20 protein-coding genes are annotated in these 23,027 nt (G+C 58.1%); 13 read left to right on the top strand and 7 right to left on the bottom strand.

Features of this window, described 5'->3' with window-relative positions; genetic code table 11:
* Positions 1 to 154: 154 nt before the first annotated feature.
* From ACCW71_RS03215 to ACCW71_RS03225, 3 genes are all read left to right on the top strand, one after another.
* Positions 155 to 562, top strand: a complete 408-nt coding sequence (locus ACCW71_RS03215) for a DUF2231 domain-containing protein (protein WP_436369589.1) — start codon at positions 155 to 157, stop codon at positions 560 to 562.
* A gap of 12 nt (positions 563 to 574) precedes the next feature.
* Positions 575 to 1,876, top strand: coding sequence for a PQQ-dependent sugar dehydrogenase (locus ACCW71_RS03220; RefSeq protein WP_436369590.1), 1,302 nt, complete (start codon positions 575 to 577; stop codon positions 1,874 to 1,876).
* A 621-nt stretch (positions 1,877 to 2,497) separates the two neighbouring features.
* The gene (locus ACCW71_RS03225; protein WP_436369592.1) at positions 2,498 to 3,142 is read left to right on the top strand and encodes a DapH/DapD/GlmU-related protein; all 645 of its coding nucleotides are present in this window, start codon (positions 2,498 to 2,500) and stop codon (positions 3,140 to 3,142) included.
* A 33-nt stretch (positions 3,143 to 3,175) separates the two neighbouring features.
* Here the strand turns inward: ACCW71_RS03225 and ACCW71_RS03230 are convergent, their stop codons facing one another.
* Positions 3,176 to 4,498, bottom strand: coding sequence for an MFS transporter (locus ACCW71_RS03230; protein WP_436369593.1), 1,323 nt, complete (start codon positions 4,496 to 4,498; stop codon positions 3,176 to 3,178).
* Between the two features lie 186 nt (positions 4,499 to 4,684).
* Entirely contained in the window at positions 4,685 to 5,668 is a 984-nt protein-coding gene (locus tag ACCW71_RS03235; protein WP_436369594.1) for a GT-D fold domain-containing glycosyltransferase, read from the bottom strand.
* 669 nt (positions 5,669 to 6,337) lie between these two features.
* Between ACCW71_RS03235 and ACCW71_RS03240 the strand changes: the two genes are divergently transcribed.
* The 7 genes from ACCW71_RS03240 (at position 6,338) to ACCW71_RS03270 (ending at position 15,325) form a co-directional block, all read left to right on the top strand.
* On the top strand, positions 6,338 to 8,695 hold the full coding sequence (locus ACCW71_RS03240) for a membrane-bound PQQ-dependent dehydrogenase, glucose/quinate/shikimate family (RefSeq protein ID WP_436369595.1): 2,358 nt from the start codon (positions 6,338 to 6,340) through the stop codon (positions 8,693 to 8,695).
* A 310-nt stretch (positions 8,696 to 9,005) separates the two neighbouring features.
* On the top strand, positions 9,006 to 9,986 hold the full coding sequence (locus ACCW71_RS03245) for a TIM barrel protein (protein WP_436369596.1): 981 nt from the start codon (positions 9,006 to 9,008) through the stop codon (positions 9,984 to 9,986).
* 55 nt (positions 9,987 to 10,041) lie between these two features.
* The gene (locus tag ACCW71_RS03250; protein ID WP_436369599.1) at positions 10,042 to 11,082 is read left to right on the top strand and encodes a sugar ABC transporter substrate-binding protein; all 1,041 of its coding nucleotides are present in this window, start codon (positions 10,042 to 10,044) and stop codon (positions 11,080 to 11,082) included.
* 16 nt (positions 11,083 to 11,098) lie between these two features.
* Complete coding sequence (locus ACCW71_RS03255) at positions 11,099 to 12,601, top strand: sugar ABC transporter ATP-binding protein (protein ID WP_436369601.1); 1,503 nt, start codon at positions 11,099 to 11,101, stop codon at positions 12,599 to 12,601.
* Between the two features lie 32 nt (positions 12,602 to 12,633).
* Positions 12,634 to 13,605 carry an ABC transporter permease gene (locus tag ACCW71_RS03260; protein WP_436369603.1) on the top strand — a complete coding sequence of 324 codons (972 nt, stop codon included), beginning with the start codon at positions 12,634 to 12,636 and terminating at the stop codon, positions 13,603 to 13,605.
* Positions 13,605 to 14,462 carry a MurR/RpiR family transcriptional regulator gene (locus tag ACCW71_RS03265; protein WP_436369604.1) on the top strand — a complete coding sequence of 286 codons (858 nt, stop codon included), beginning with the start codon at positions 13,605 to 13,607 and terminating at the stop codon, positions 14,460 to 14,462. The genes ACCW71_RS03260 and ACCW71_RS03265 overlap by 1 nt, the downstream gene beginning before the upstream one ends.
* A gap of 2 nt (positions 14,463 to 14,464) precedes the next feature.
* On the top strand, positions 14,465 to 15,325 hold the full coding sequence (locus ACCW71_RS03270; RefSeq protein ID WP_436369606.1) for a PfkB family carbohydrate kinase: 861 nt from the start codon (positions 14,465 to 14,467) through the stop codon (positions 15,323 to 15,325).
* Between the two features lie 43 nt (positions 15,326 to 15,368).
* On the opposite strand, the gene ACCW71_RS03275 is transcribed toward ACCW71_RS03270, so the two are convergent.
* Positions 15,369 to 16,397, bottom strand: a complete 1,029-nt coding sequence (locus ACCW71_RS03275) for an NADP-dependent oxidoreductase (RefSeq protein WP_436369608.1) — start codon at positions 16,395 to 16,397, stop codon at positions 15,369 to 15,371.
* A gap of 421 nt (positions 16,398 to 16,818) precedes the next feature.
* Here ACCW71_RS03275 and ACCW71_RS03280 point away from each other — a divergent pair, with 421 nt between their 5' ends.
* Positions 16,819 to 17,340, top strand: coding sequence for a glutamate racemase (locus tag ACCW71_RS03280; protein ID WP_436369719.1), 522 nt, complete (start codon positions 16,819 to 16,821; stop codon positions 17,338 to 17,340).
* Positions 17,341 to 17,398: 58 nt separating this feature from the next.
* On the opposite strand, the gene ACCW71_RS03285 is transcribed toward ACCW71_RS03280, so the two are convergent.
* Positions 17,399 to 18,502: an NADH:flavin oxidoreductase/NADH oxidase gene (locus ACCW71_RS03285; RefSeq protein WP_436369610.1), complete on the bottom strand. Its 1,104-nt coding sequence runs from the start codon at positions 18,500 to 18,502 to the stop codon at positions 17,399 to 17,401.
* A gap of 183 nt (positions 18,503 to 18,685) precedes the next feature.
* On the bottom strand, positions 18,686 to 19,435 hold the full coding sequence (locus ACCW71_RS03290; RefSeq protein ID WP_436369611.1) for an SDR family NAD(P)-dependent oxidoreductase: 750 nt from the start codon (positions 19,433 to 19,435) through the stop codon (positions 18,686 to 18,688).
* Positions 19,436 to 19,577: 142 nt separating this feature from the next.
* On the opposite strand from ACCW71_RS03290, the gene ACCW71_RS03295 reads away from it, so the two are divergent.
* Positions 19,578 to 20,501 carry a LysR family transcriptional regulator gene (locus ACCW71_RS03295; RefSeq protein ID WP_436369612.1) on the top strand — a complete coding sequence of 308 codons (924 nt, stop codon included), beginning with the start codon at positions 19,578 to 19,580 and terminating at the stop codon, positions 20,499 to 20,501.
* 23 nt (positions 20,502 to 20,524) lie between these two features.
* On the opposite strand, the gene uraH is transcribed toward ACCW71_RS03295, so the two are convergent.
* Positions 20,525 to 20,947: a hydroxyisourate hydrolase gene (uraH, locus tag ACCW71_RS03300; RefSeq protein WP_436369614.1), complete on the bottom strand. Its 423-nt coding sequence runs from the start codon at positions 20,945 to 20,947 to the stop codon at positions 20,525 to 20,527.
* A gap of 539 nt (positions 20,948 to 21,486) precedes the next feature.
* On the bottom strand, positions 21,487 to 21,693 hold the full coding sequence (locus tag ACCW71_RS03305; protein WP_436369616.1) for a hypothetical protein: 207 nt from the start codon (positions 21,691 to 21,693) through the stop codon (positions 21,487 to 21,489).
* Positions 21,694 to 21,734: 41 nt separating this feature from the next.
* Here ACCW71_RS03305 and ACCW71_RS03310 point away from each other — a divergent pair, with 41 nt between their 5' ends.
* Positions 21,735 to 22,511 carry a thioredoxin domain-containing protein gene (locus ACCW71_RS03310; RefSeq protein WP_436369617.1) on the top strand — a complete coding sequence of 259 codons (777 nt, stop codon included), beginning with the start codon at positions 21,735 to 21,737 and terminating at the stop codon, positions 22,509 to 22,511.
* Positions 22,512 to 23,027 lie beyond the last annotated feature (516 nt).

The following is a 23,027-nucleotide window of genomic DNA, read 5'->3' on the forward strand; positions in this document are numbered from 1 at the left end:
TGACAGGGAGGTCATCCGCGCTATTTCCAGTTCCTGCCGAATAAACCCACGGTTTCTCTTTAAGTTTACTAATCTTTTACAGGCGTCGGGTCGGGCGCGCTGAGTCGCGTGCGCGCCGACCCGAACCGCATTCACGTTAAAAATGGAGAGAAACATGCGCAATACCTCGGGAAGATCGGCATTCGCCGTGACGCTGTACGCTCTGCTGGAGCCGGTGCCGCTGGGCTTTTTTGTCGCGGCCTGGCTGTTCGACATTCTCTACAGCCAGACCTTTGTGCTGTTCTGGACCGATGCCGCAGGCTGGCTGATTGCGCTGGGACTGATACTGGCCATCGTGCCGCGACTCATTGCGCTGGTTTATCTGTTTCGTGGCAGCGACAGCGCGGAAAAGGGCCATTTCTGGCTCTGGCTGGTGGCTATCGCGATCGCGATCGTCAATGCGTTTATTCACAGCCGTGATGCCGCCGCTGTGATACCGCTGGGCGTGACGCTTTCGACGCTGGTGGTAGCGCTGCTGCTGCTGGCGAATGTGCAACTTGCGTTACGTCAGCGTAGCGCTTAAGGAGGAGCCACCATGAACATTCCGCATAAAACGCTGCTGGCGCTCAGCCTCGCCGCTCTGCTGGCCGGCTGTGATGATGGCGCACAGATCGATCCGCAAAAACAGACCGGCCCCAACCCGGAGCTGCCAAAAGCGCAGAACTTCTTTATGCCGCCGATGCAGGTGCCGGAAGGAACGCCGTGGAAAGCGGGTGAGAAGCCGAAGGTGGCAGAGGGTCTGAAGATTGAAAAGATCGCCGATAATCTCCAGCACCCGCGTCAGGTTTACGTCCTGCCAAATAATGATGTGCTGGTGGCGGAATCGAACGGCCCGCCGAAACCCACCACCCGGCCTAAACAGCTGATTATGGGGATCGTGCAGAAAGCCTCCGGCAAGGGCGGCGCAGGCGGCAATCGCATCACGCTGCTGCGCAACGTCAATGGCAAATGGGAGCAGCACCGCTTTATCGAAAACCTGCACTCGCCGTTCGGCATGCAGCTGATCGGCAATACCCTCTATGTCGCCAATGCTGACAGCCTGGTGAAATTCCCCTATCGCGAAGGGGAGACCGAGATCCGCACCGCACCGGAAGAGGTGACGGAGCTGCCGGGCGGCCCGATTAACCACCACTGGACCAAATCGCTGTTAGCCAGCCCGGATGGCAGCAAACTCTACGTCGGGGTCGGTTCCAACAGTAACATCACCGAGAATGGCATCGGCGCAGAGTATCGTCGTGCGGCGGTGCTGGAGGTGGACGCGGCCAGCGGTGCCAGCCGTATCTTCGCCAGCGGCCTGCGCAACCCCACCGGATTGCAGTGGGAACCGCAGAGCGGCAAACTCTGGGCGGTGGTCAATGAGCGCGATGAGATCGGTTCTGACCTGGTGCCTGACTACATGACTTCGGTTGAGGATAAGGGCTTTTATGGCTGGCCTTACAGCTACTATGGTCAGCATGTGGATACCCGCGCCGAACCGCAGCGTCCCGACCTGGTTGAGAAGGCGATCAAGCCCGATTACGCGCTGAGTTCACACGTTGCGCCGCTGGGGCTGCTGTTCTACAGCGCGGAGAATATGCCGCAGTATCGGGGCGGGGCCTTTATCAGTGAGCATGGCAGCTGGAACCGCACGCCGCTGAATGGCTACAAAGTGGTGTGGGTGAAATTCGAAAACGGCAAGCCGGTGGGGCAGCCGCAGACGGTGGTCTCTGGCTTCCTGACGGACGATCAGAAGCAGGTACGGGGTTTGCCGGTGGGTCTGGCCAGCGATCGCGAAGGCGGGGTATTGATTGCTGACGATGCGGGCAACAGCATCTGGCGCATCAGCGCGGCAAAGTAACGCGCTAGCCCGACAAAAACAGCAGGCATAAAAAAAGGATTTGGCGCGATGCCAAATCCTTTATTTTTTGTTCGCGACCCGGCTGGTAACCGCGTGGCGAACGAGGTGCTCAGCCCTCTCCACATCACAGATTGTAAAATGTGCCGCTAAGGATTTCAAGTTTCGCCAAAATGCTGTATGTTTATACAGGTGTTGAGCGTTGAGTCTCGCCTCATAGTCGACTGGCCGCTCCCAGGGGCACGGTTTTAAAATCCCGGCAGGCATCAGGTGGTGCTGGCCTGTGGCTTTAACCATGAGTGCCGCTCAGCCCTCTCCACAAAGATGTGCTTAGGCGCCCGGCGGGTAGAGTCAAAGCCCTGGTTGCCGAACAGCGCGCTCCTGTAAAAGGAGAAGGAAAGTGATGGAACTGACTAAGCTGATTCTGGAGATCATCCGGGTCATCTTGCAGATCATCGTTGCCCTTATGCAACTGACCGGTCACGCAGGTTAACCGGAACTTGAAACAAGGCGGAGCTAACCACTCCGCCTTTTTTCATTGTCAACGGGCTGTCATCAGCCGCCGTTAAAGTGGTGCGGCAAAAGCACGCCGCCCGGGCGTCGCTTATTCAGACCGGGAGTTTTATGTCACTTGCCGCCGTTATGCCCGCCCGCCTTGAGCACAGCTGGATTGATGAGAGTGTGCGGATGCGCGAAACCTCTGTTGGAAAACAGTGTGAAATTCTGGCGCACAGCACGCTGGAATATAGCGAACTGGGTGACTTCTCCTATGTCGGTGAGCACTGCTCTCTGGCTGACACCCAGGTCGGTCGCTTCTGCGCGATCGCGAATCAGGTGCGCATCGGTGCGCCCAATCATCCAATGGATCGCGCCTCTCAGCATCGCTTTACCTACTGCCCGGAGTATTACCACCCCGACGCCCGACGCGATCAGGGCTTCTTTGCCGCGCGACGGGCCGCCCGGGTGGTAATTGGTCATGATGTCTGGATCGGTCACGCGGTTATCGTGCTGCCCGGCGTGACGGTGGGGGATGGCGCGGTGCTGGCGGCTGGCGCGGTGGTGACCAAAGATGTCGCGCCTTACAGCGTGGTGGGCGGGGTTCCGGCTAGGCCGCTGCGGATGCGCTTTACCCCCGCCATCGCCGCCCGTCTGCAACGCATTGCCTGGTGGAACTGGCCGCTGGAGAAACTGCTGGCGCATCTGGCTGACTTCCAGCAGGGCGATATTGAGCAATTCTGCCAGCGGCACGACGCCGGGCCCGACAGCTGAAGCATCTGCCCGCAGCGTGCGGGCAGGCAAACCTCAGGCGGCGGAGGCGTCCGCCACGCCGCTGCGGGCCTCGGCCACCAGCGGCTTCTCCGGCTGGAGCAGCGTCATCGCCAGCATACTGCCAAAGGCGATCAGCGCGGTGACGGTAAACATCGCGTTATAGCCATAATATTCCGCCAGCCAGCCGCAGAGCATCGGGGAAATAATCGCCGCCAGATTCGCTATCGCCAGCGTCATGCCGCTGTAGGTGCCGACCGACGCTTTCGGGGTGACATCGATCACCACCGACCAGTAGACATTATTCACCAGCGCGTTCAGCGCGTTGCCCAGCGTCATCAGTGCGATAATCCCCGCCGCCGACGGCACGTAAGGGATCGCCATAAAGCAGCAGGCGGTGCCACACAGGGTGACGGCGGCAAACAGATTGCGGGCCAGCCGCAGATTATTGAAGCGGGCCAGCAGATAATCGGCAATTCGTCCGCCCAGCAGCACGGTCAGGCAGGCACCGCTCCACGGGATCATCGCCACGTACCAGAGCGAGTGCAGGTCATAATGGAAATTGTCCTGCAAATATTTCGGCATCCAGGTCACCAGCGTAAAGGTGATGTAGAGAAACGAAAAATAGCCCAGTGCGTTGCAGACCAGCGTACGGCTGGTAAAGAAGCGCCACCAGGGCAACGGCACGCTGTCGCCGCTGCTGCGGCGCTGTCCCTGCTGGATCAGCGCGCGCTCTGCCACGCTGGTGGCCCGGCTCGTTTCGGGGCCGTCGCTGAAGGCGCGGGCGAACAGCGCCATCGCCAGCAGGGAGAAGATCCCCAGCAGAATAAACATCATGCGCCAGTCACCGGTCAGCAGCAGCAGGCCCACCGCAATCGGAGCGGTCAGCAGGGCGCCGACCTGGGTTGAGAGCAGGCCGATACCCAGCGCAAAGCCGCGCTCGTTATCGGGTGCCCAGTGTGCAATCGCTTTGTTCATCAGCGCATAGGCGGGGCCTTCGGAAAAGCCAAACAGAATACGCAGCGCGGCAAACCCCATAATGGCGGAGCCGCCAAACAGCGCCATGCCGAGATCGCCCGCCCAGGCGGTGGCGATCTCCAGCAGCGACCAGAGCACACCGGCCAGCAGCCAGACGCGCTTAGTGCCGATACGGTCGGCCAGAAAACCGCCGCACAGCGAACCGAACAGATAGCCAAAGCCAAAATAGCCCAGCACAGCGCCAAGCTGGACCTTGCTGAAGTGATACTCCGCCGCGATGGCGTTGGCGGCAAACGACAGGGCGCCGCGATCGATGTAGTTGATCAGGGCGATCAGGAACAGCAGTGAAAATATGGTGTAACGGTAACGGCCTGGGTTCATCTCACTTCTCCTGAATAAAGGTCACAGAAGGAGTAAGCAAAATAGATGCCGGAATGCGCGCGCAGCGGCCGGAACCAGGGCGGGCGGGGGCTGCGGGCCATTCAGCCCGCGCGCGAGGTTTACCTGACCCTGCTAATTATTTGTCTGCGCATCAATGCGGTGCAGCAGCTGCCTGACAAGGGGGAGTCAGGCCGCATGATGCTGGCTGGCGCTGGCGTGAGGCAGCGGGATCGTCAGGGTTTCAGCCTCCGGCGTCTCACCCACGTGCTGTAAAATCTGCTGCTGATAGCTGGCATCCGCCACGGCGCTCTGTTCGCTCAGCAACACGCCCGCTTCGTTGACGTTTTTCCCCTCCACTTTTATTTTCTGGCTGGCATTGGCGAGCATCCATTCATATTCAATATCGACGTGGCCGCTATCAATGGCGCGAATACCGTGCTGGCTTAAATCAGCGGCCAGCACAGTAGCCGTCGGTCCTAATGAAATTAATACCAGATCATAGTTAACCGCGTGGGCTAATACAGACGAAAGCAGGCGGTCATAAACAGAAAAAGCATTACGATTTAAGGTGGTAATTCGTTTGACTTCCTGCGCCCCGGCCAGTAAATCGTTGCCTAATCCCAGGCGTGTACCGCTGCCTTCCACCACTAATAACCGGCGATCCTGATAAAGCTGTTTGAATTTATCAAATATCGTCCGGGAGAGAGCCTTGCTTTTATAATCGTGCCAGGGACGGGTTACTGAGGTATTTCCATACTGGTACTGCTTATTCAGCAGAGCGTCATAATATTTAAAGTAAAATGATTTATGAAAGAACCAGAACAGGGCCGATCCTGAACGCATATTGCGGGTGGTGCGAAAGGCATCCGGCAGACAAATCAGGCAGTGCGGGTTCGCCTCTGCCTGCTGGAGCAGCGCCTTGAGCCGCGCGGAGAGACGCGGGTCGAACGGCTGGAAGCCAATATTTTTATACCAGGTCATCTCCAGTTCACCGTCGCCATAACGGGCCAGCGATAATTGTGGATTATTTAACAGCTGGTCGATGGTTTCTTCTATCGACATCACCGAATAACGTTTTACCCGCGCCTGCGCTCTCGGATAACGAATGGCGGCATTAATAAACTTAAAAGGAAAACGCAGCTTGCGATAAATAGCGTGTAATGCGGACATAGAAAACCTGCCTGGGTTATTGCTGCCAGAGAAAATCCTGCCAGCTGGCAGGAAAGATTAATAAAGAGTGAGCTGATATATATCACACTCAAACCAATCGCCAGACTACGGAATATCTGAAATCGTTTTCATCACGAAGATTCCCTTCATTGTTAATGTATTTTTCCTTTTAGCCGCAGCCATTAATTTTTCCCCGGCGCGCTTATCCGCTAATTAAAATTGCTGGCAGCGGTTTATAACACCGCGCCAGCGTTGAAAGGTTGCGGGATAAAGCGGGAAGGGCAAAAACATTGCCGATTATAGCAATAAGAATTATTGCAGAGGAGAAGAAGGGAACCATTATGCTTATTTGACACTGGAAATGATTGGCCGATCAAACTTCAGCGGCCATTACTGAAGCGCGGCTTGTCTGATAAAGCAGCAGCTTTGAACAAAAGGTGCGGTCGTGTCGGGCTTATGGTTAATAATTTGTGATGAATATCGCGTTATTTCCTCTTCAGGAAGTAAAAAAAGTGGCGTCAGGGCCAGTCGGCAGCGGTTTTTAGATAAAATTGTTTAATGTTTTACCTTTGTACATGTTTTTACATATTTCAAACGTAAGTTAAGATCTCGTTGAATTTATGTTTCTTATTTCACTTTTTAGTGCCGCTAATGACCCGGGGATGGATCATGATCACGAAAATAACCAGTATCATCATGGCGATATTTGCTGTCGCCCTGATCTACATGGGAGGAGAACTCCTGCTGGCAGGAGGCAGCGCTTTTTACGCGCTGATGGGCGTGGGCGTGCTGCTCAGCGCGATCCTGCTGTTTCTGAATAAGCGCAGCGCGCTGACGCTCTATGCCGTGCTGATGTGGATAACCCTGCTCTGGATTGTCTGGGAAGTCGGCTTCGATAAGTGGCAGTGGATCCCGCGCGGCGACCTGTTTGGCGTGCTGGGCCTCTGGCTGGCGATGCCGTGGGTGGTGCGTTCGCTCTATAAAGGGCAGCGCGCCTTTCATCCGCTGCTGGGTGGCTCAGTAGGCGTAATGGTGCTGCTGGTTATCGGCCTCTGCTTCTACGATCCGCTGCCACAGCAGGGCACCATCACCACGCCACGTAACGCCTCAGCAACCGGCGGAGCGACGCAGGAGTGGAGCGCGTACGGCGGCACCACAGAGGGCCAGCGTTTCTCCGCGCTGAATCAGATCACCAAAGAGAACGTCAAAAATCTGGAAGTGGCCTGGACCTATCACACCGGCGATCTGCGTCAGGGTGATGATGCCACCGAATACACCTTTGAAGCGACGCCGCTGAAAGCCAACGGCATGCTCTACTTCTGTACGCCGCATAACGAGGTTCACGCCCTTGACCCGGAAACCGGCGCGGTGAAGTGGAAAACCGCACCGGATAAAAACCGCTCTTATCTGCAACAGCACCAGACCTGTCGCGGCGTGAGTTACTTCGACGCCGGTCAGCAGGCCGCGCAGCAGCAGGGCGCAGAGCCGGCGATCTGCCGCAAGCGTATCTTCAACGCCACCACCGATGCCCGCCTGCTGGCGCTGGATGCCGACACCGGCAAGCCCTGCGCGGACTTTGGTGATAACGGGGTGGTCAATCTGCGCGCCAACATGGGCCAGCTGCGTCCGCACGCGCTGATGCAGACCGCGGCTCCGCTGGTGGCGGGCAATCTGGTGATTGTCGGCGGTTCGGTAATGGATAACGGCTTCAACAGCGGCAATCCATCGGGTGTGATCCGCGCCTACGACGCCGTCAGCGGTCGCCTGGTGTGGAACTTCGATCCGGCCAACCCGGACAAGACCGCGCCGGTCGCGCCGGGAGCGACCTATCCGCAGGATACGCCGGTTGCCTGGGCGACGCTGAGCGCCGATCTGAAAAATGGCCTGGTCTATGTGCCGTTTGGTAACGCCTCGCCGGATGAAGTTGGTATTGAGCGCGATCCTGCCAGCAACACCGAAAAATTCCGTGACGCGCTGGTGGCGCTGGATCTGAAAACCGGTGCCTTTAAGTGGCGTTATCAGAGTGCCAACCACGACCTGTGGGATCGCGATAACCCGTCTCAGCCGTCGCTGGTGGACATTAACTATCAGGGCAAGCCGCAGCCCGCGGTAATCCTGCCGACCAAAACCGGCAACCTGTTTGTGCTCAACCGTCTGACCGGTGAGCCGGTCTACCCGGTGGAGCAGGTTAAGGTCTCTACCGATGGTATCCAGGGTGAACAGTATGCGGCGACCCAGCCGGTCTCCAGCCTGAACTTCATCCCGCAGCCGCTGACGGAAAAGTCAATGTGGGGCATCACGCCGTTTGACCAGATGGCCTGCCGCACCACCTTCCGCGAGCTGCGTTATGACGGGAATCCATGGACGCCGCCGACCGAAAAAGGCTCGCTGATTTTCCCTGGCAACATCGGGGTGTTTAACTGGGGTTCAGTCGCGGTTGATCCGCAGCGTCAGATGCTGATTGCGGCACCGGTGCGCCTGGCTTACAAATACAACCTGATTAAGCGCACGCCGGAAACCGAAACCCAGCGTACCTTCACCAAAGATGGTACTCCCTACTGGAATGAGAACTTCCACGGTGACTACGCGATCCATATCCAGCAGATGGCATCCGGTCTGGGCATTCCCTGCATCGCGCCACCCTGGGGACGGATGGTGGGAGTGGATCTGACCACCGGCAAAACCGCATGGCTGCGCCGCGTCGGCACCACTAAAAACCTGAAAACCAGCTTCCTGCCGGGCCGTTTCCCGCTCGGTTTCCCGATGGGGATGGTGGCGCACGGCGGACCGCTGATGACCGCGGGTGATCTGGTGTTCCACGGGGCGACGGCGGATAACTTCTTCCGGGCCTACGACAGCACCACCGGTGAACTGCTGTGGCAGACTGAACTGAGCGCCGGCGCGCAGGCGACGCCATCCACCTTTATGGGTAAAGATGGTAAGCAATACGTGGTGATTGCCGCAGGCGGCCACGGCTCGCTCGGCACCACCCAGGGCGACAGCGTTGTGGCTTTCCGCCTGAAATAACCCGCTGACGTCATCCTGACCTGCTGAGCGCCGCCCTGGCGCTCAGCTTTTTTTACGCCTCTTCCTGTCAGACTTCTGTCCCGACCCTGTGCGATAACCGGTTGTTTTTACACTTCTTTCTCCCGCTATTGCCCGCATACCATCTGATAACACACTGAAACTATTTCGTGACATCTCTCCCAGTTTGGTGATTTCCCCGTTCTGACAGACTTGCGCATTAAGCCGCGAGGCGTAGATTAATACATAACTTCACAATTAACTGTGAATATGAAAAGTACTTCACAATACGCACTCTGAAGGATTGACCCTTATGTCGGAACTGAAATTTGCTACCCGTCTCAACTCGTTCGCCTCGGGCGCACACCTCTACTGGCCCGACTTACAGGGCAAGCCGTCAGTGTTGCAGATGGTGGCCCGCGCAGGAAAGGTCAACGGCCTGACCCATCTCGATCTTAACTTTCCGCAGCATCTCACCAGCGACATCGCCACCCTGCGCCAGGCGATTGCTGACGCGGGCCTGGCGGTCAACGGCATGCAGATGCGCTGGGATGCGCCGCAGTTCAAAATCGGCGCCTTTACCCACCCGGACCCGAAAGTGCGTCGCGAAGCGATTGAGCTGACCAAGCGCGGTATCGACGCTGGCCGGGAGTTTGGCTCACGGCTGATGACGCTGTGGATGGGGCAGGATGGCTTCGACTACTGCTTCCAGGCGGACTATAAGAAGATCTGGGAGGACGCGGTCAGCGCGGTGCGTGAAGTGGCGGAGTATGCGCCCGACGTCGACGTCAGCATCGAATACAAACCCAATGAGCCGCGCGCCTACAGTATCTTTCCTAACGCCACCACCTGTCTGCTGGCGGTGGAGGAGGCGGGCTGCCCCAACCTCGGGATCACCCTGGATTTTGCCCATGTGCTGTTTGCCAACGAGATCCCGGCCTACGCCGCGGCGATGGTGGCGCGCCGCTCACGGCTGCTCGGCCTGGACCTCAACGACGGCTGGGGCAAACGCGATGACGGCCTGATGGTCGGCTCGGTCAATCCGCGCGCCACGCTGGAGTTTCTCTGGCAGATGCAGCGTGACGGCTACAGCGGCGCCTACTATTTCGACACCTTCCCGGACGCCAGCGGCCTCGACCCGATCCGTGAAGCGGAAAGCAACATCGCCACCGTGACCCGCTTACTGAAACTCTGTGACCAGCTGCACGACAACGCTGAATTACTGTCGGCGATTGCGCGTCAGGATGCGGTCGCCTCACAGCAGATCGTCAATGAGATCATGCTGGCACGCTGACTGCCGATTAACGTTAAGAACAGAAAACCTCTACCTACATGCTGAGAATAAAAAAATGAAAAAACGTCTGCTCGCGCTCATCGCTTCCTCCCTGCTGTGCAGCACCGTCTATGCGGCGGAACTGGCTCCGCTGCAATCTGACACTGAACCGGATCGCACCGACTGGACCCAGCTCGACACCCGATATGGCGCACTGCCTGAGGTGGATAAATCGCTGAAAATTGGCGGGGTATCGAAAACCCTGACCAATGAATACTGGCGTCTGCTCGGCCAGGGCTACGAGGCCGCAGCGAAGAAATATGGCGTTACCGTCGCCTATCAGGCCGCCGCCAACGAAGACGATCAGCTCGGTCAGCTGTCGATTGCCGAGACCCTGATCTCGCAGGGCTTTAACGGCCTGCTGGTCTCGCCACAGACCGACATCAACCTGGAGCCTGCGCTGGAGAGCGCCAACAGTAAAAATATCCCGGTGGTGAACGTCAACGATGCGGTAATGCCGAATGCCCGCTACTACGTCGGCAACGTCCAGAAAGATAATGGCGTGCGGGTGGCGAAATGGTTTATTCAGCACCATCCGCAGGGCGGCAAAGTGGCGGTGATTGAAGGGCAGCCGGGCGTCTATGCCGCCGGACAACGCACCCGCGGTTTCAAAGAGACGCTGGACAGCGCCGGTAAGTTCACCATCGTTGCCAGCGTGCCCGCCAACTGGAGCCGCGAGCAGGCGTTTAACGCCGCCTCGACCATTCTGCAACAGCATCCCGATCTGATCGGCTTCTACGCCAACAACGACACCATGGCGCTGGGCGTGGTGGAAGCGGTGCGGGCACAGAACAAGGCGTCACAGGTGGCGATCTTCGGTACCGACGGGATTTCCAACGCCTACGCCTCGATTAAGCGCGGCGAACTGACCGGCACGGTGGACAGCTTCCCGGTGCTGACCGGTGAGGTGGCGATGGATGTGATGATCCGCCTGATCAACGGCCAGAAGCTGTCACGGGTTATCTCAACGCCGCAGGCGCTGATCACCAAAGAGAACGTTGAGGCGTTCTCCACCAAAGACAACAACCGGTTGCGTCAGCTTCTGGCCCAGCAATAAGTTCGTCGGAGCGGGTATGGAACAGTTTCGCCTGATTATGCGCGGCATCAGTAAACGCTACGGCAACGCCGCCGCGTTGCAGGATGTCGATTTTTCGGTACGGCCCGGCGAGGTTCACGCGCTGATTGGAGAGAACGGCGCGGGCAAGTCCACGCTGCTGAATATCCTCTCCGGCGTACGCGGGGCCGATAGTGGTGAGATCAGCGTCAACGGGGCGGTGGTGCAGATTAAAAGTCCGCTCAGCGCCCGACAGGCCGGTATCGCGATGATCCACCAGGAGTTGCAGCACGTACCGGAGCTTTCCGTGGCACAGAACATGTTTCTGGGCCGCCCGCTGACCCGCGCGGGCGGCTGGTGGGTGGATAAGAAAGCGCAGCTGGCGCGCGCCACGCTGATTCTGAAAACGCTCGATCCCACTATCGATCCGCGAACGCCAATTCGGGAGCTTAAGGTGTCGCAGCAGCAGATTGTGGAGATTGCGCGGGCGCTGCTGGACGACGCCAAAATCATCGCCATGGATGAGCCGACCTCCAGCCTGACGCCCCGCGAGTTTGACCGGCTGGCGGAGCTGATTGCCGATCTGAAATCGACCGGGGTGTCGCTGATCTACGTGTCACACAAGATGAATGAGATTTTCCGGGTGTGTGACCGCGCTACCATTATGCGGGATGGCAGGCAGGTTGGGGTGGTGAATATCTGTGATGAGGATGAAGAGAGTATCGTCGCGCGGATGGTGGGACGAAAAATCGACAAGCTCGATCATCAGGCTTTCGTCAGCGACCGGGAAGTGCTGCGGGTCGAGGATCTGAGCCGGGGTCACGAGGTGGTCGGGGCGAACTTCAGCGTCCGGGCCGGTGAAGTGCTGGGGATCGCCGGGCTGGTCGGGGCGGGACGTACCGAACTGCTCAAGCTGATCGCCGGCATCGACAAACGCACCCGCGGCACGGTGAGCGTCAATGGCACTCAGGTCAGCAATCACAACGTGCGGGCGGCGATCCGCGCCGGCATTGGCCTGGTGCCGGAAGATCGTAAAAAAGAGGGCATTATCCGGGAGCGGGCGGTGAAGATGAATATGGCGCTGCCTTCAATGCACCGTTTCACCTCACTGGGTCTGCTCAGTCAGCCGCGGCTGAATCGTGAGGCGCAGGCTGTGATGGGCGATCTCCGGCTGCGGCCGCTCGATATTGAAAAAACCATCGGCACGCTGAGCGGGGGCAACCAGCAGAAAGTGATTATCGGTCGCTGGGTCGCCGCGGACGCCAATGTGTTTCTGTTTGATGAGCCAACGCGCGGCATCGACATCGGGGCCAAATCGGAGATCTACGCCCTGATTGAAAAGCTGGCCCAGGCGGGGAAAGCGATCGTGGTGGTTTCGTCAGAGATGACCGAGATCATGCGCATCTCCGATCGGGTACTGGTGATGCGGGAGGGCCGGATAACCAAAGAGTTAACCGGCAGCGCGATTACCGAAGAGAACATCGCCCGCTTTGCCATTAAAGATGTTGATCAGACCGCCTGACCCCTTACCTGACACGACTAAAGGTTATAACTATGATGACTCAGACCTCTGCCCGGTCGGATAGCCGACCTTCGTCGCGGCTTAAATTTAATCTGCGCGATGCCGGCACCTTGATTGGCTTATTAATTATCGTGGTGACATTTTCCTTTCTGTCACCGGTCTTTTTTACCGTGCCCAACCTGCTGAATATATTACAGCAGTCGTCGATCAACGCCTTAATCGCGCTGGGTATGACGCTGGTGATTATCTCCGGCGGGATTGATCTCTCGGTCGGCCCCACGGCTGCGCTCTCGGCGGTACTGGGCGCGACCCTGATGGTGGCTGGCGTACCAGTGCCGCTGGCGATCCTCGCCACGCTCGGCGTTGGCGCAGTCTGCGGTCTGTTCAGCGGGTCGCTGATCGCCTACGCCGGGCTGCAACCCTTTATCGTCACGCTGGGCGGCCTGTCGCTGTTCCGGGCCATCGCGCTGATCTACACCGGCGGCAATCCGATCTTCGGTATTCCGCTCGCCTTCCGCAGCCTGATCAACAGTACCGTATTCGGCATTCCGACGCCGATTGTGATTGTGGCGGTGATTGCGCTGCTGCTCTGGACGGTGATGAATAAAACCCCGCTGGGGGAATATATTCTGGCGATTGGCGGCAATGAAGAGGCGGCGCGGGTCGCGGGTGTGCCGGTGAAGCGCACCAAGGTCACGGTCTATGTCTTTTCTGGTCTGCTCGCCTCGCTGGCGTCGCTGATCCTGATTGGCCGCCTGGGAGCCGCCGAGCCGACTATCGGTAATCTGTGGGAGCTGGACGCCATCGCCGCCGCGGCGATTGGTGGCGCTTCGCTGATGGGCGGCAAGGGCAGCATCTTCGGCACGCTGATTGGGGTGATTATCCTCGGCGCGTTACGTAATGGCTTGACGCTGCTGAACATTCAGGCCTTTTACCAATTGCTCGCTACCGGCCTTATTATTATCATAGCGATGTTGATTGACCGGGCGACCCGAGGCAAGTAATGAAGCAAGATCCGCGAGCCATTGGCGCTCAGATTCGCATGCGTTTGCCCCAGCTGACGCCGTTAGAACGTCGGGTGGCTGAGGCAATTATTGCCCGAACCGATATTACCGAGCACTCCTCTTTAAAAGAGATTGCGCGGGAGAATAATGTCTCTGAAGCGATGATCGTGAAGATAACCAAGAAACTTAACTTCACCGGATTCAGACATTTCAGAAGCGGCCTCATCTATTACAACCAGTCTGAGGTGGCGGGATTGCATGCGGAAATTGAGCCGGATGATTCATCGGAGCAGTTGCTGGCCAAAGTGTTCAGAACCTCAATCCAGGCGATCGAAGAGACCTTGTCGATTCTGGATGTCTCTGAATTTAATCGCGCGGCGGAGATTATCTTTAAGGCGCGTCATATCGATCTCTACGCCGTCGGCGGCTCTGCCGCGGTGGCGCGCGATCTGTCGCACAAGATGCTGAAGATAGGTATCAAGTCGACCGCCTATGATGACGCGCACATTATGCTGATGTCTGCCGCGGTGCTCTCTGATGACGATGTGGTTATCGCTATCAGCCATTCGGGTGCCACACGTGCGGTGAACGATCCGGTCAGACTGGCGGGACGGAATGGTGCGAAAGTGATCGCCATTACCAACTACGCGGAGTCACCGATCGCCCGCAACGCGCATGTGGTACTCAATTCAACCTCTCAGGGATCGCATCTGTTAGGGGAAAACGCCGCGTCACGCATCGCCCAGCTTAATATCCTGGATGCGCTGTTTGTCGCTATCGCCAAGAAAGATCTGAAGCGGGCGGAGAAGAACCTGATGAAAACCCAGCATGCGGTTCAGGATCTGCGGGAATTCTAACTATGAGCAAAATTGCAGTCACCGGCAGTCTTCATTACGACATTATGCTGGAGGCACCGCATCGCCCGGAGAAAGGCGAAACGGTGATGGGCAGCGCCTGCCACTATAAGTTTGGCGGCAAGGGCGGCAATCAGGCGGTGGCGGCGGCCCGCGCCGGGGCAGCGGTGCGCTTTGCCGGTGCGGTCGGAGACGATCAGCAGGGGCGTTTTCTGCGGGATCAGTTGCAGCAGGCTGGGGTCGATTGCGCGGCCGTCAGCGTGTCAGAGACGCTGCCCTCCGGCATGAGCGTGGCGATCACTGACGCCGAAGGGGATTACGGTGCGGTGGTGGTTTCCAACGCCAATCAGCAGATTGCGCTGAAGACCTTTGAGCAGCCCGCTTTCTGGCAGGATGTGTCGCTGCTGGTGCTGCAAAACGAGGTGCCGGAAGCGGTCAATCTCAGTGCAGCCCAGGCGGCGCGGCAGCGGGGAATCACCGTCTGTCTGAACGCCGCACCCGCGCGGCCGCTGTCAGCAGCCTTTGCGGGCTGTATCGATCTGCTGGTGGTCAATGCGATTGAAGCGCGGGATATGTGCGGGATCAGCGTGCAGGATCTGACATCAGCGCGCACTGCCGCGGAATCGCTGGCCAGCCGGTTTGCCAGCGTGGTGGTGACGGCCGGTGAGCATGGCGTGGCTTACAGCGAGGCGGGTCAGACCCGGAGCCTGGCGGCGCAGAAAGTGACGCTGGTCAGCACCCACGGTGCCGGTGACTGTTTTGTCGGGGTACTGTGTCAGCGCTTAAGCGGCGGGGCAGATTTAAGTGAGGCGGTGGCTGCGGCGAACTGTGCTGCAGCGGAGCACGTATCACGACCGTCACACTAATGAGCGGCGTGCCACGTCAGTGACGCGGCACGCCAGCGGCTTATCAGCCGACTTTCACCACGGTTTTACCGAAGTTTTTGCCATTCAGCATATCGATAAACGCCTGTGGCGCGTTTTCCAGTCCCTCAATCATATGCTCGCGATAGTGGATTTTGTTGCTCTCCACCAGCGGACGCATCGCGTCGAGGAACTCAGGATAGCGGTCGCCATAATCCTGGAAGATGATAAAGCCCTGCATACGGATGCGACGCTTCAGAATGCCCGCCATGATCAGCGAGGTGCGATCCGGGCCAGGCGGCAGCTCACGCTGGCTGTAGGCGGAGACCAGACCGCAGACCGGCACGCGCGCAGCGGTATTCAGCAGCGGGAAGACCGCGTCAAACACTTTGCCACCCACGTTTTCGAAATAAATATCGATGCCATCCGGGCAGGCGTTTTTCATCTGCTCTTCAAAGTCGGCGCTGTGGTGATCGAGACAGGCGTCAAAGCCCAGCGTATCCACCGCGTAACGGCACTTCTCTTCACCACCGGCGACGCCGACCACGCGGCAGCCCTGCTGTTTACCTAACTGACCGACGGTGGCACCCACCGGACCGGTTGCCGCGGCCACCACCAGGGTTTCTCCCGCCTTGGGCTGGCCAATATCCATCAGGCCCATGTAGGCGGTAAAGCCCGGCATACCCAGGATGCCCAGCGCCCATGACGGATGCGGCAGATCGTTGCCCAGCTTCGCCAGCTCTTTGCCATCTGAAATCGCATACTCCTGCCAGCCGCTTTGGGACAGCACCCACTCACCGGTCTGGTAGTCGCCATGCTTTGACGCGGCCACCTGGCAGACGGTGCCGCCCACCATTGGCTGATCCAGCTCCGCCGGCGCCGCGTAGGATTTGCCCTCATCCATCCGGCCACGCATGTAGGGGTCGAGCGACAGGTAGATGGTTTTCAGCAGCACTTCACCCTCGTTGAGTTCCGGGATCGGCTGCGCCACATGGCGGAAATTCTCTTTGGTCGGCTCGCCGTGCGGGCGTGAAGCCAGTAACCAGGCGTGATTCTGGCCTGCTTGTTCAGTCATGTTGTCATCCTTTTATTGCCTGGCGATGCACAAAGCATCACCCTGTGAACACCCGTCAAAGTGTAGATGATAGAAAAGGGAATGCATTTAGCGCTCCGGGCGGTAGAGGGGATGCCGGAGTGAGGGAGCGCGACGGCTGACCGGCGGTGTCACAAGCGAAACCGCGCCGTTTCAGGCAGCGTGATATTCACATCCGCTTGCAAAATGAAACCGGCCAGAGATAAACCCGTCAGGCGTGTTGCGCGTTTCAGGGGGGCAGTGGTTATCCAGAACAGAGCCTGGCATACTGAACGCTGACCTCTCATCCCGGAGAAGCTGCATGAATATCCTCTGCTTACACACGGCGGCCAGTAATATCGCCATCTTTGACGACGCGGCGGCGTCTCTGACTCAGGCGAAGCCGCCGCTGAACCATCTGGTGATGCCAGCGCTGCTGGCAGAGGCGGAGCGTAGCGGAGGGATGAGGGCGGAGTTGCGTGAGCGTATTGCTGGTTTGATCAGGTCGCTGCGGCCGCAGTTTGATGCGCTACTGATTACCTGCTCGACGCTGGCTCCGGTTGCCGATGATTTTACTCACCCGTCAGATCGGGTCATGCGTACCGACAGGATGCTGGCCAGCGCGTTACAGCAACAGGCGGGTCCGACCGTGGCGCTGTGTGCGGCGGAGTCAACGCTGGCGGCGACGCGGGAACTTTTCTGTCAGCCGGGCAGTGAGGTTGAGGTGTGGCTGGTGGCGCAGGCCTGGGCGGCATTCAGGGCGGGGGAGACGGCGCGCTATTTCGATCTGATTAACGCCGCGGTGCAGCAGGCTTATCAGCAGGGGGCGGTGCAGGTGGCGCTGGCGCAGAGTTCGATGACGCCGGTGGCGCAGCAGTTTCCCGTCAGCCAGCGGCCCCTGACCGGTCCGCATCTTGCTTTGCAGGCCTGCTACGATCGCGGTTGATCGCTTTTTACTCTTCAGTTCCGGCAGACCGCCAGCCGCGCGGCCTGCCGGGTCCGGTTTAGCTATCTTCGGTCAGAATGCCTTTCACATCATGCGGCTCTGAACGCAGATACTGTGGCGGCACCCGCACCTTACCATCCAGCGCGGCGGCGGCGTGCCACGGCCAGCGTGGGTCATAGAGAATGCCACGCGCCAGCGCCACCAGATCCGCTTCGCCCTGTTGCAGCAGATCTTCTGCCTGCTGCGGCTCGGTGATTAAACCGACCGCAATCACCGGCATCGACACCTCCTGACGAATATCACGGGCAAACGGCACCTGATAATTAGGTCCGACGCTGATTTGCTGATCTTCAGAGAGGCCGCCGCTGGAGACATGAATATAGGCGCAGTTCAGTGCTTCCAGCTCGCGAGAGAACGCGATCGACTGTTTGATTTCCCAGCCGCCTTCCACCCAGTCGGTCGCGGAGATACGCACGCCCACCGGCAGTGAAGCAGGCACGGCATCGCGCACCGCCTGGAAGACCTCAAGCGGGAAGCGCATCCGGTTTTCCAGCGAACCGCCATACTCATCGTCGCGCTGGTTCGACAGCGGCGAGAGGAACTGATGCAGCAGATAGCCGTGGGCGGCATGCACTTCAATCAGCGCAATGCCAAGACGCACCGCCCGCAGGGCGCTATCCACAAACGCCTGTTTTACCCGCGCCAGATCGCCAGTACTCATCGCTAGCGGTTTCACTTCATCCGCGCTGTAACTCAGGGCGGAAGGGGCGATGGTCTGCCAGCCACCTTCGGCATCCGGTGCAATCTGTTTGCCGCCTTCCCACGGCACCGCGCATGACGCTTTACGTCCGGCATGACCAAGCTGGATGCCAACAGGGATAGAGGAGTAGCGGCGGACATCTTCCAGTACCGTTTTCAGCGCCGCTTCATTGTCATCATTCCACAAACCGAGATCGCCGGGCGAGATGCGACCAATATCTTCGACCGCAGTGGCTTCGATAATCATCAGGCCCGCGCCGGAAAAAGAGAGCTGGCCCAGATGGATCCGGTGCCAGGCGGTCGCGCTGCCCGCCTCAGCGGAGTACTGGCACATTGGTGCAATCACAATGCGGTTCTCCAGCGTGAGTTCACCCAGTGAGACCGGGGAAAAAAGTTGGCTCATGTTATCTCCATGGTTTTATGACTAACGTGACAGGCAATAACTATAGCGGGGGATTGGCCAGCCTGCGGGGCTGGCAGGTGACAATTTGTGACTGCGGGGAGAGTGGGGCGGTGATCCGACGTCAGCCAGCGGCGACGATCGGCATTGTCGCCGCCGGGATCAACCAGGCTGATGCCGTTGCCTTCAGACCTGCGCCATACCGCCATCCACAAACAGCTCGGCCCCATTAATAAAACTGGCCCCGTCGGAGGCGAGAAACGCCACTACTCTGGCCACCTCTTCAGGTTCGCCCAGACGACCAAGCGGTATCTGAGCCGCCAGCGTATCAAACAGCCCCTGACGCTGCTCCTCACTCACCAGATCGCCCAGGCCTGGCGTGCGGACCGGACCCGGACTGACAACGTTGACCCGGATCTCCCGATCTTTGAGATCCAGCGCCCATGAGCGGGCAAAGTTACGCACCGCGGCTTTACTGGCGCTGTAAACGCTAAAGGCGGCGGTGCCCTGCGTAGCGGCGGTCGAACCGGTCAGGATCACCGAGGCGCCATCAACCAGCAGCGGCAGTGCTTTCTGCACGGTAAACAGCACACCGCGTACGTTAGTGCCAAAGATGCGGTCAAAATGCTCTTCGGTGATCGCTCCCAGTGGCAGCATATCGCCGCCCCCGGCATTGGCGAACAAAATATCGAGATGACCCGCCTGCGCGGCGATACAGGCGTAAACCTCATCCAGCTCGTGTGGCCGTGACGCATCTGCCCGAATTCCGCTGACGTTACCGCCAATTGCCGCAACGGCGGCATCCAGCTCTGTCTGGCGTCGGCCAGTGATAAAGAGCCGGGCGCCCTGGGCTGCCAGTTCACGCGCGCTCGCCAGCCCAATTCCGCTGGTGCCGCCAGTAACCAATGCAATTTTTCCTGTCAATGGTGCGTTCATCTTTGCTTCTCCAGAAATAGGTGAGTGAAGGTGTTGCCCCAGGCTTGGCGGGCTGATGGCTACTTTAAGGGGGCGGGATTGGCGGATAAATACGCTAAAATGAAAATGACTATCTCTGTGGGTGGATAATAAGAGGAAGGCAATGGATCAACTTCTGGCTATCCGGGCTTTTGCCCGGGTCGTGGAGAGCGGCAGTTTTACCCGCGCCGCTGACTCACTGAATATGCCAAAGGCGACGCTGAGTAAGCTGGTTCAGCAGCTGGAAGCGCATCTGGCGATCCGGCTATTGCAGCGCAGCACCCGACGGGTAACCGTCACCCAGGAAGGGCAGGAATATTATGAAAAGGCGCTGCGTATCCTGCACGATCTTGAGGATATTGATGCCTGCTTCAGCGCCGTTCGCAGCAGGCCGCGTGGGCGGTTGCGGGTGGATATTGGCGGCTCCACGGCCAGAGAGGTGCTGATCCCGCTGCTGCCTGACTTTTGTCAGCGCTATCCTGACATCACGATGGAACTGGGAGTCTCCGATCGTCCGGTCGATCTGATTGGTGATAACGTTGACTGTGTTATCCGCGGTGGACCCTTATCGGACTCGTCGCTGGTTGCCCGTCTGCTGGGCTACGGCACGCTGATAACCTGCGCCACGCCAGCCTATCTTAAGGCATATGGCGTGCCTGCCTATCCTGACGAGCTGCGAAACGGCCACCGGCTGGTGAGCTATCTCTCGCCACAGAGCGGCAGACCATTTCTGTTTCGTTATGAACGGGAAGGGATGAAGGTTGAGATTAAACCGGCTCACCGTTTTGGGGTTAATGAAAGTAACGCGCATCTGGCGGCCGGGGTGGCGGGGCTGGGAATAATCCAGACTTTTAGTTATGCGCTTCATCCGCTACTGCGGCAGGGCGAAATGGTGGAAATTCTGCGCGACTGGCGGCCCGCCGGTTATCCGTTTCATGTGGTCTATCCGCAAAGCCGTCATGTTTCGCACCGCTTACGTCTGTTTATTGACTGGCTGGTGGCGAATTTTGCGGAAAAGCTGGCGCTGGGAAGTGAATCCGGCACCTGAGAGGGTGCCGGGCGGGGCTGGGATCAGTTACCGCGATAGGTGGAATAGCCAAACGGGCTCAGCAGCAGAGGGATGTGATAGTGCTCACCGCTGGCGTCCATGTTGAACTCCACCGGGATCTCCGGGAAGAAGGTTTTCTGGTTAGTTTTCTTATAAAAATCACCGGTTTTAAACACCACGCGATAGCTGCCGGCGCTGGTGGTTTTATCCTGCGGGAACAGGGCGCTGATACGGCCATTGTTATCGGTGACCCCGGACGCCAGTTTTACCCAGTTATCCTGCTGTTTCTGATCCAGTTCAACTTCAATGCCCGCCGTTGGCTGACCGGTTTGCAGGTTAAGGACATGCACGCTTAACGGGTTCTTCGCCGCGGCAGGCTGGGCGGCGATGGCAGACGCGCCAGAGGTCATCAGTAATGTGGCAATCAGAGCGTATGAAGTTTTCATCAATGTTTCCTTTATTGACTGAGTAGAAAGAGGTGACAGCGCAGAGAGTAGAGGGATTAGCGCGGAAGCGACAATCCGCGGCGGAAAATGTGAAATTTCTGAGGCTGGCTAAGCCACCAATTTAGTTACATCATACAATAGCTCTAATACATTATATCTTTGTGACTAATGTGCGGGGAGGGCTTAGCAAAACAGATTGACCACCTCCGCGCAGAGCCAAAGCAGGGGCTTAACGCTGCATTAAATGACGTCCGTCAACGACTTACCCGGCTCGCTACTGAAAAATAGCCGGGCCTGGCGGCGGCTGATTCAGCGCGACGCTTTTGTCATTTCTGCCGTTTAATCTGACGCCGCCACAGACGCTTATGACGACGGAGAGTGGGGCGATTATACGCGCTCTCCGCCGTCAGCGATCAATTAATCAAGGATTAAAAAACCAATGAAAATGAATAACCTGGCGCTGGCTGTGATGTTGCTGGCCGGGGCTTCCGCAGTGCCGGGCGCAATAGCCGCGGATTCCGCAGGTGGCAACGGTGTTGTTAATACCGCATCCACGCAGTCACCCAGCGGAACAGCAGCGCAGGGGAATCCCGCTCTGGCTCCATCAGCCCCGGCGCTGACTCCGCCACCCGCGACAGGATCGCAGCCGCAATCCGCCACGGAACCACCGGTAAGTTCCGCGCCAGCCACGCCATCAGCCGCCGCGCCACAATCGCCAGCGCCTGAAGCGACAAACAGTGCGGCATCCTCCTCTGACCCGCACGTTGCTCAGCCTGCGGTGACGCCGGTGCAGCAGGCAAATGATGCGGAAGCAGTCAGTAAGGCGGCGCAGGCACCATCCCCAGATGCGGAAGCGCTGTTTACACCGCAACAGGAAGCCAGAATAGGTGAAGTAGTGAAAGCCTATCTGTTAAAACACCCGGAGTTGCTGATTGAGGTTGACCAGAAATTACAGCAGATTCAGTACGATGAGCAAATAACAGCGATGACCGCGGCGGCGCTTCAGCATCAGGATGCGCTGCTGAATGATAAGTCAGTGCCGTCCATCGGTCCGGCGGATGCCAGCGTGGTGTTGGTTGAGTTTTTTGATTATCAGTGCATCGTCTGCGCCCGACAGGCGGTGGTGATGCAGTCATTAATGAAAAATAACCCGCAGGTACGATTTGTTTTCCAGGAGTGGCCAATCTTCGGCGCACGCTGGAAACCTTCCTTCAACGCGGCGGAAACCGGCTTACGCATCTGGCAGCAGAAAGGCGGAGATGCCTATATGAATTATCATAATGCGCTGTTTGCCACTGGCCATACTGAGGGTGCGCTGACGCAGAAAGATATTACCGCAGCCGCCGGTAAGACAAAGTTAAAAGGCAAAGAGAGCGATATGCTGACAATTCTGTCACGGACGGACATTCTGGCAAAAAATGTGGGCTTTCAGGGCACGCCAGGGATCATCGTGATGCCTGCGTCGGGCGCAACAGCCGATAAGGTGACTGTTTTCCCTGGCGGCGCGGTGGAGTCGATGTTGCAGCAGGCGATTGATAAGGCGGCAGCGCCAGCAGCGGAATAATTTGTGATACAGATGCGCGGGAGCAATGGAAGGTTCTGCGCATGTGTAGCTGATAAGCGCATGACGGATTAGGGCAGGTGAAGGCAGCAAGGGAATTTGCCTGGCAGTTTCGTGTGTATCAGTCGTCGTGATCGATTAGATGTTATGTAGTCAGCGCACAGAATCAGCCAGACTGGAGATGACTGGGCATCAGAACTCGGCAGGGAACAAAGGTGGCGGTCTGGCGGAGGTAATCTGAGATCGTATTTAACATAATATACATTATGCGCATTTTGATTATCACCGGGAGTCTGCGGGTCTGTTATCTGGGCTGGTCATCGTCTGGTGCTGATCCTGGCTGTTTTCCTCGTTACAGCAAAATCTGTCAGAAACCATAATGACGTCTGCATGACCCTTTTACTGTCGCTGACGCTTTCCGGGACTGACCTGCTGTGATGCGCCGTCATTCAGCCTGACTTCTCGTGCAGAATCATCTTCAGTGACGCTACGCGCTATCCTCAGCAACAACGCTGATGT

This window comes from Pantoea sp. C2G6, assembly GCF_051336815.1.
In the GTDB taxonomy this organism is placed as follows: domain Bacteria; phylum Pseudomonadota; class Gammaproteobacteria; order Enterobacterales; family Enterobacteriaceae; genus Pantoea.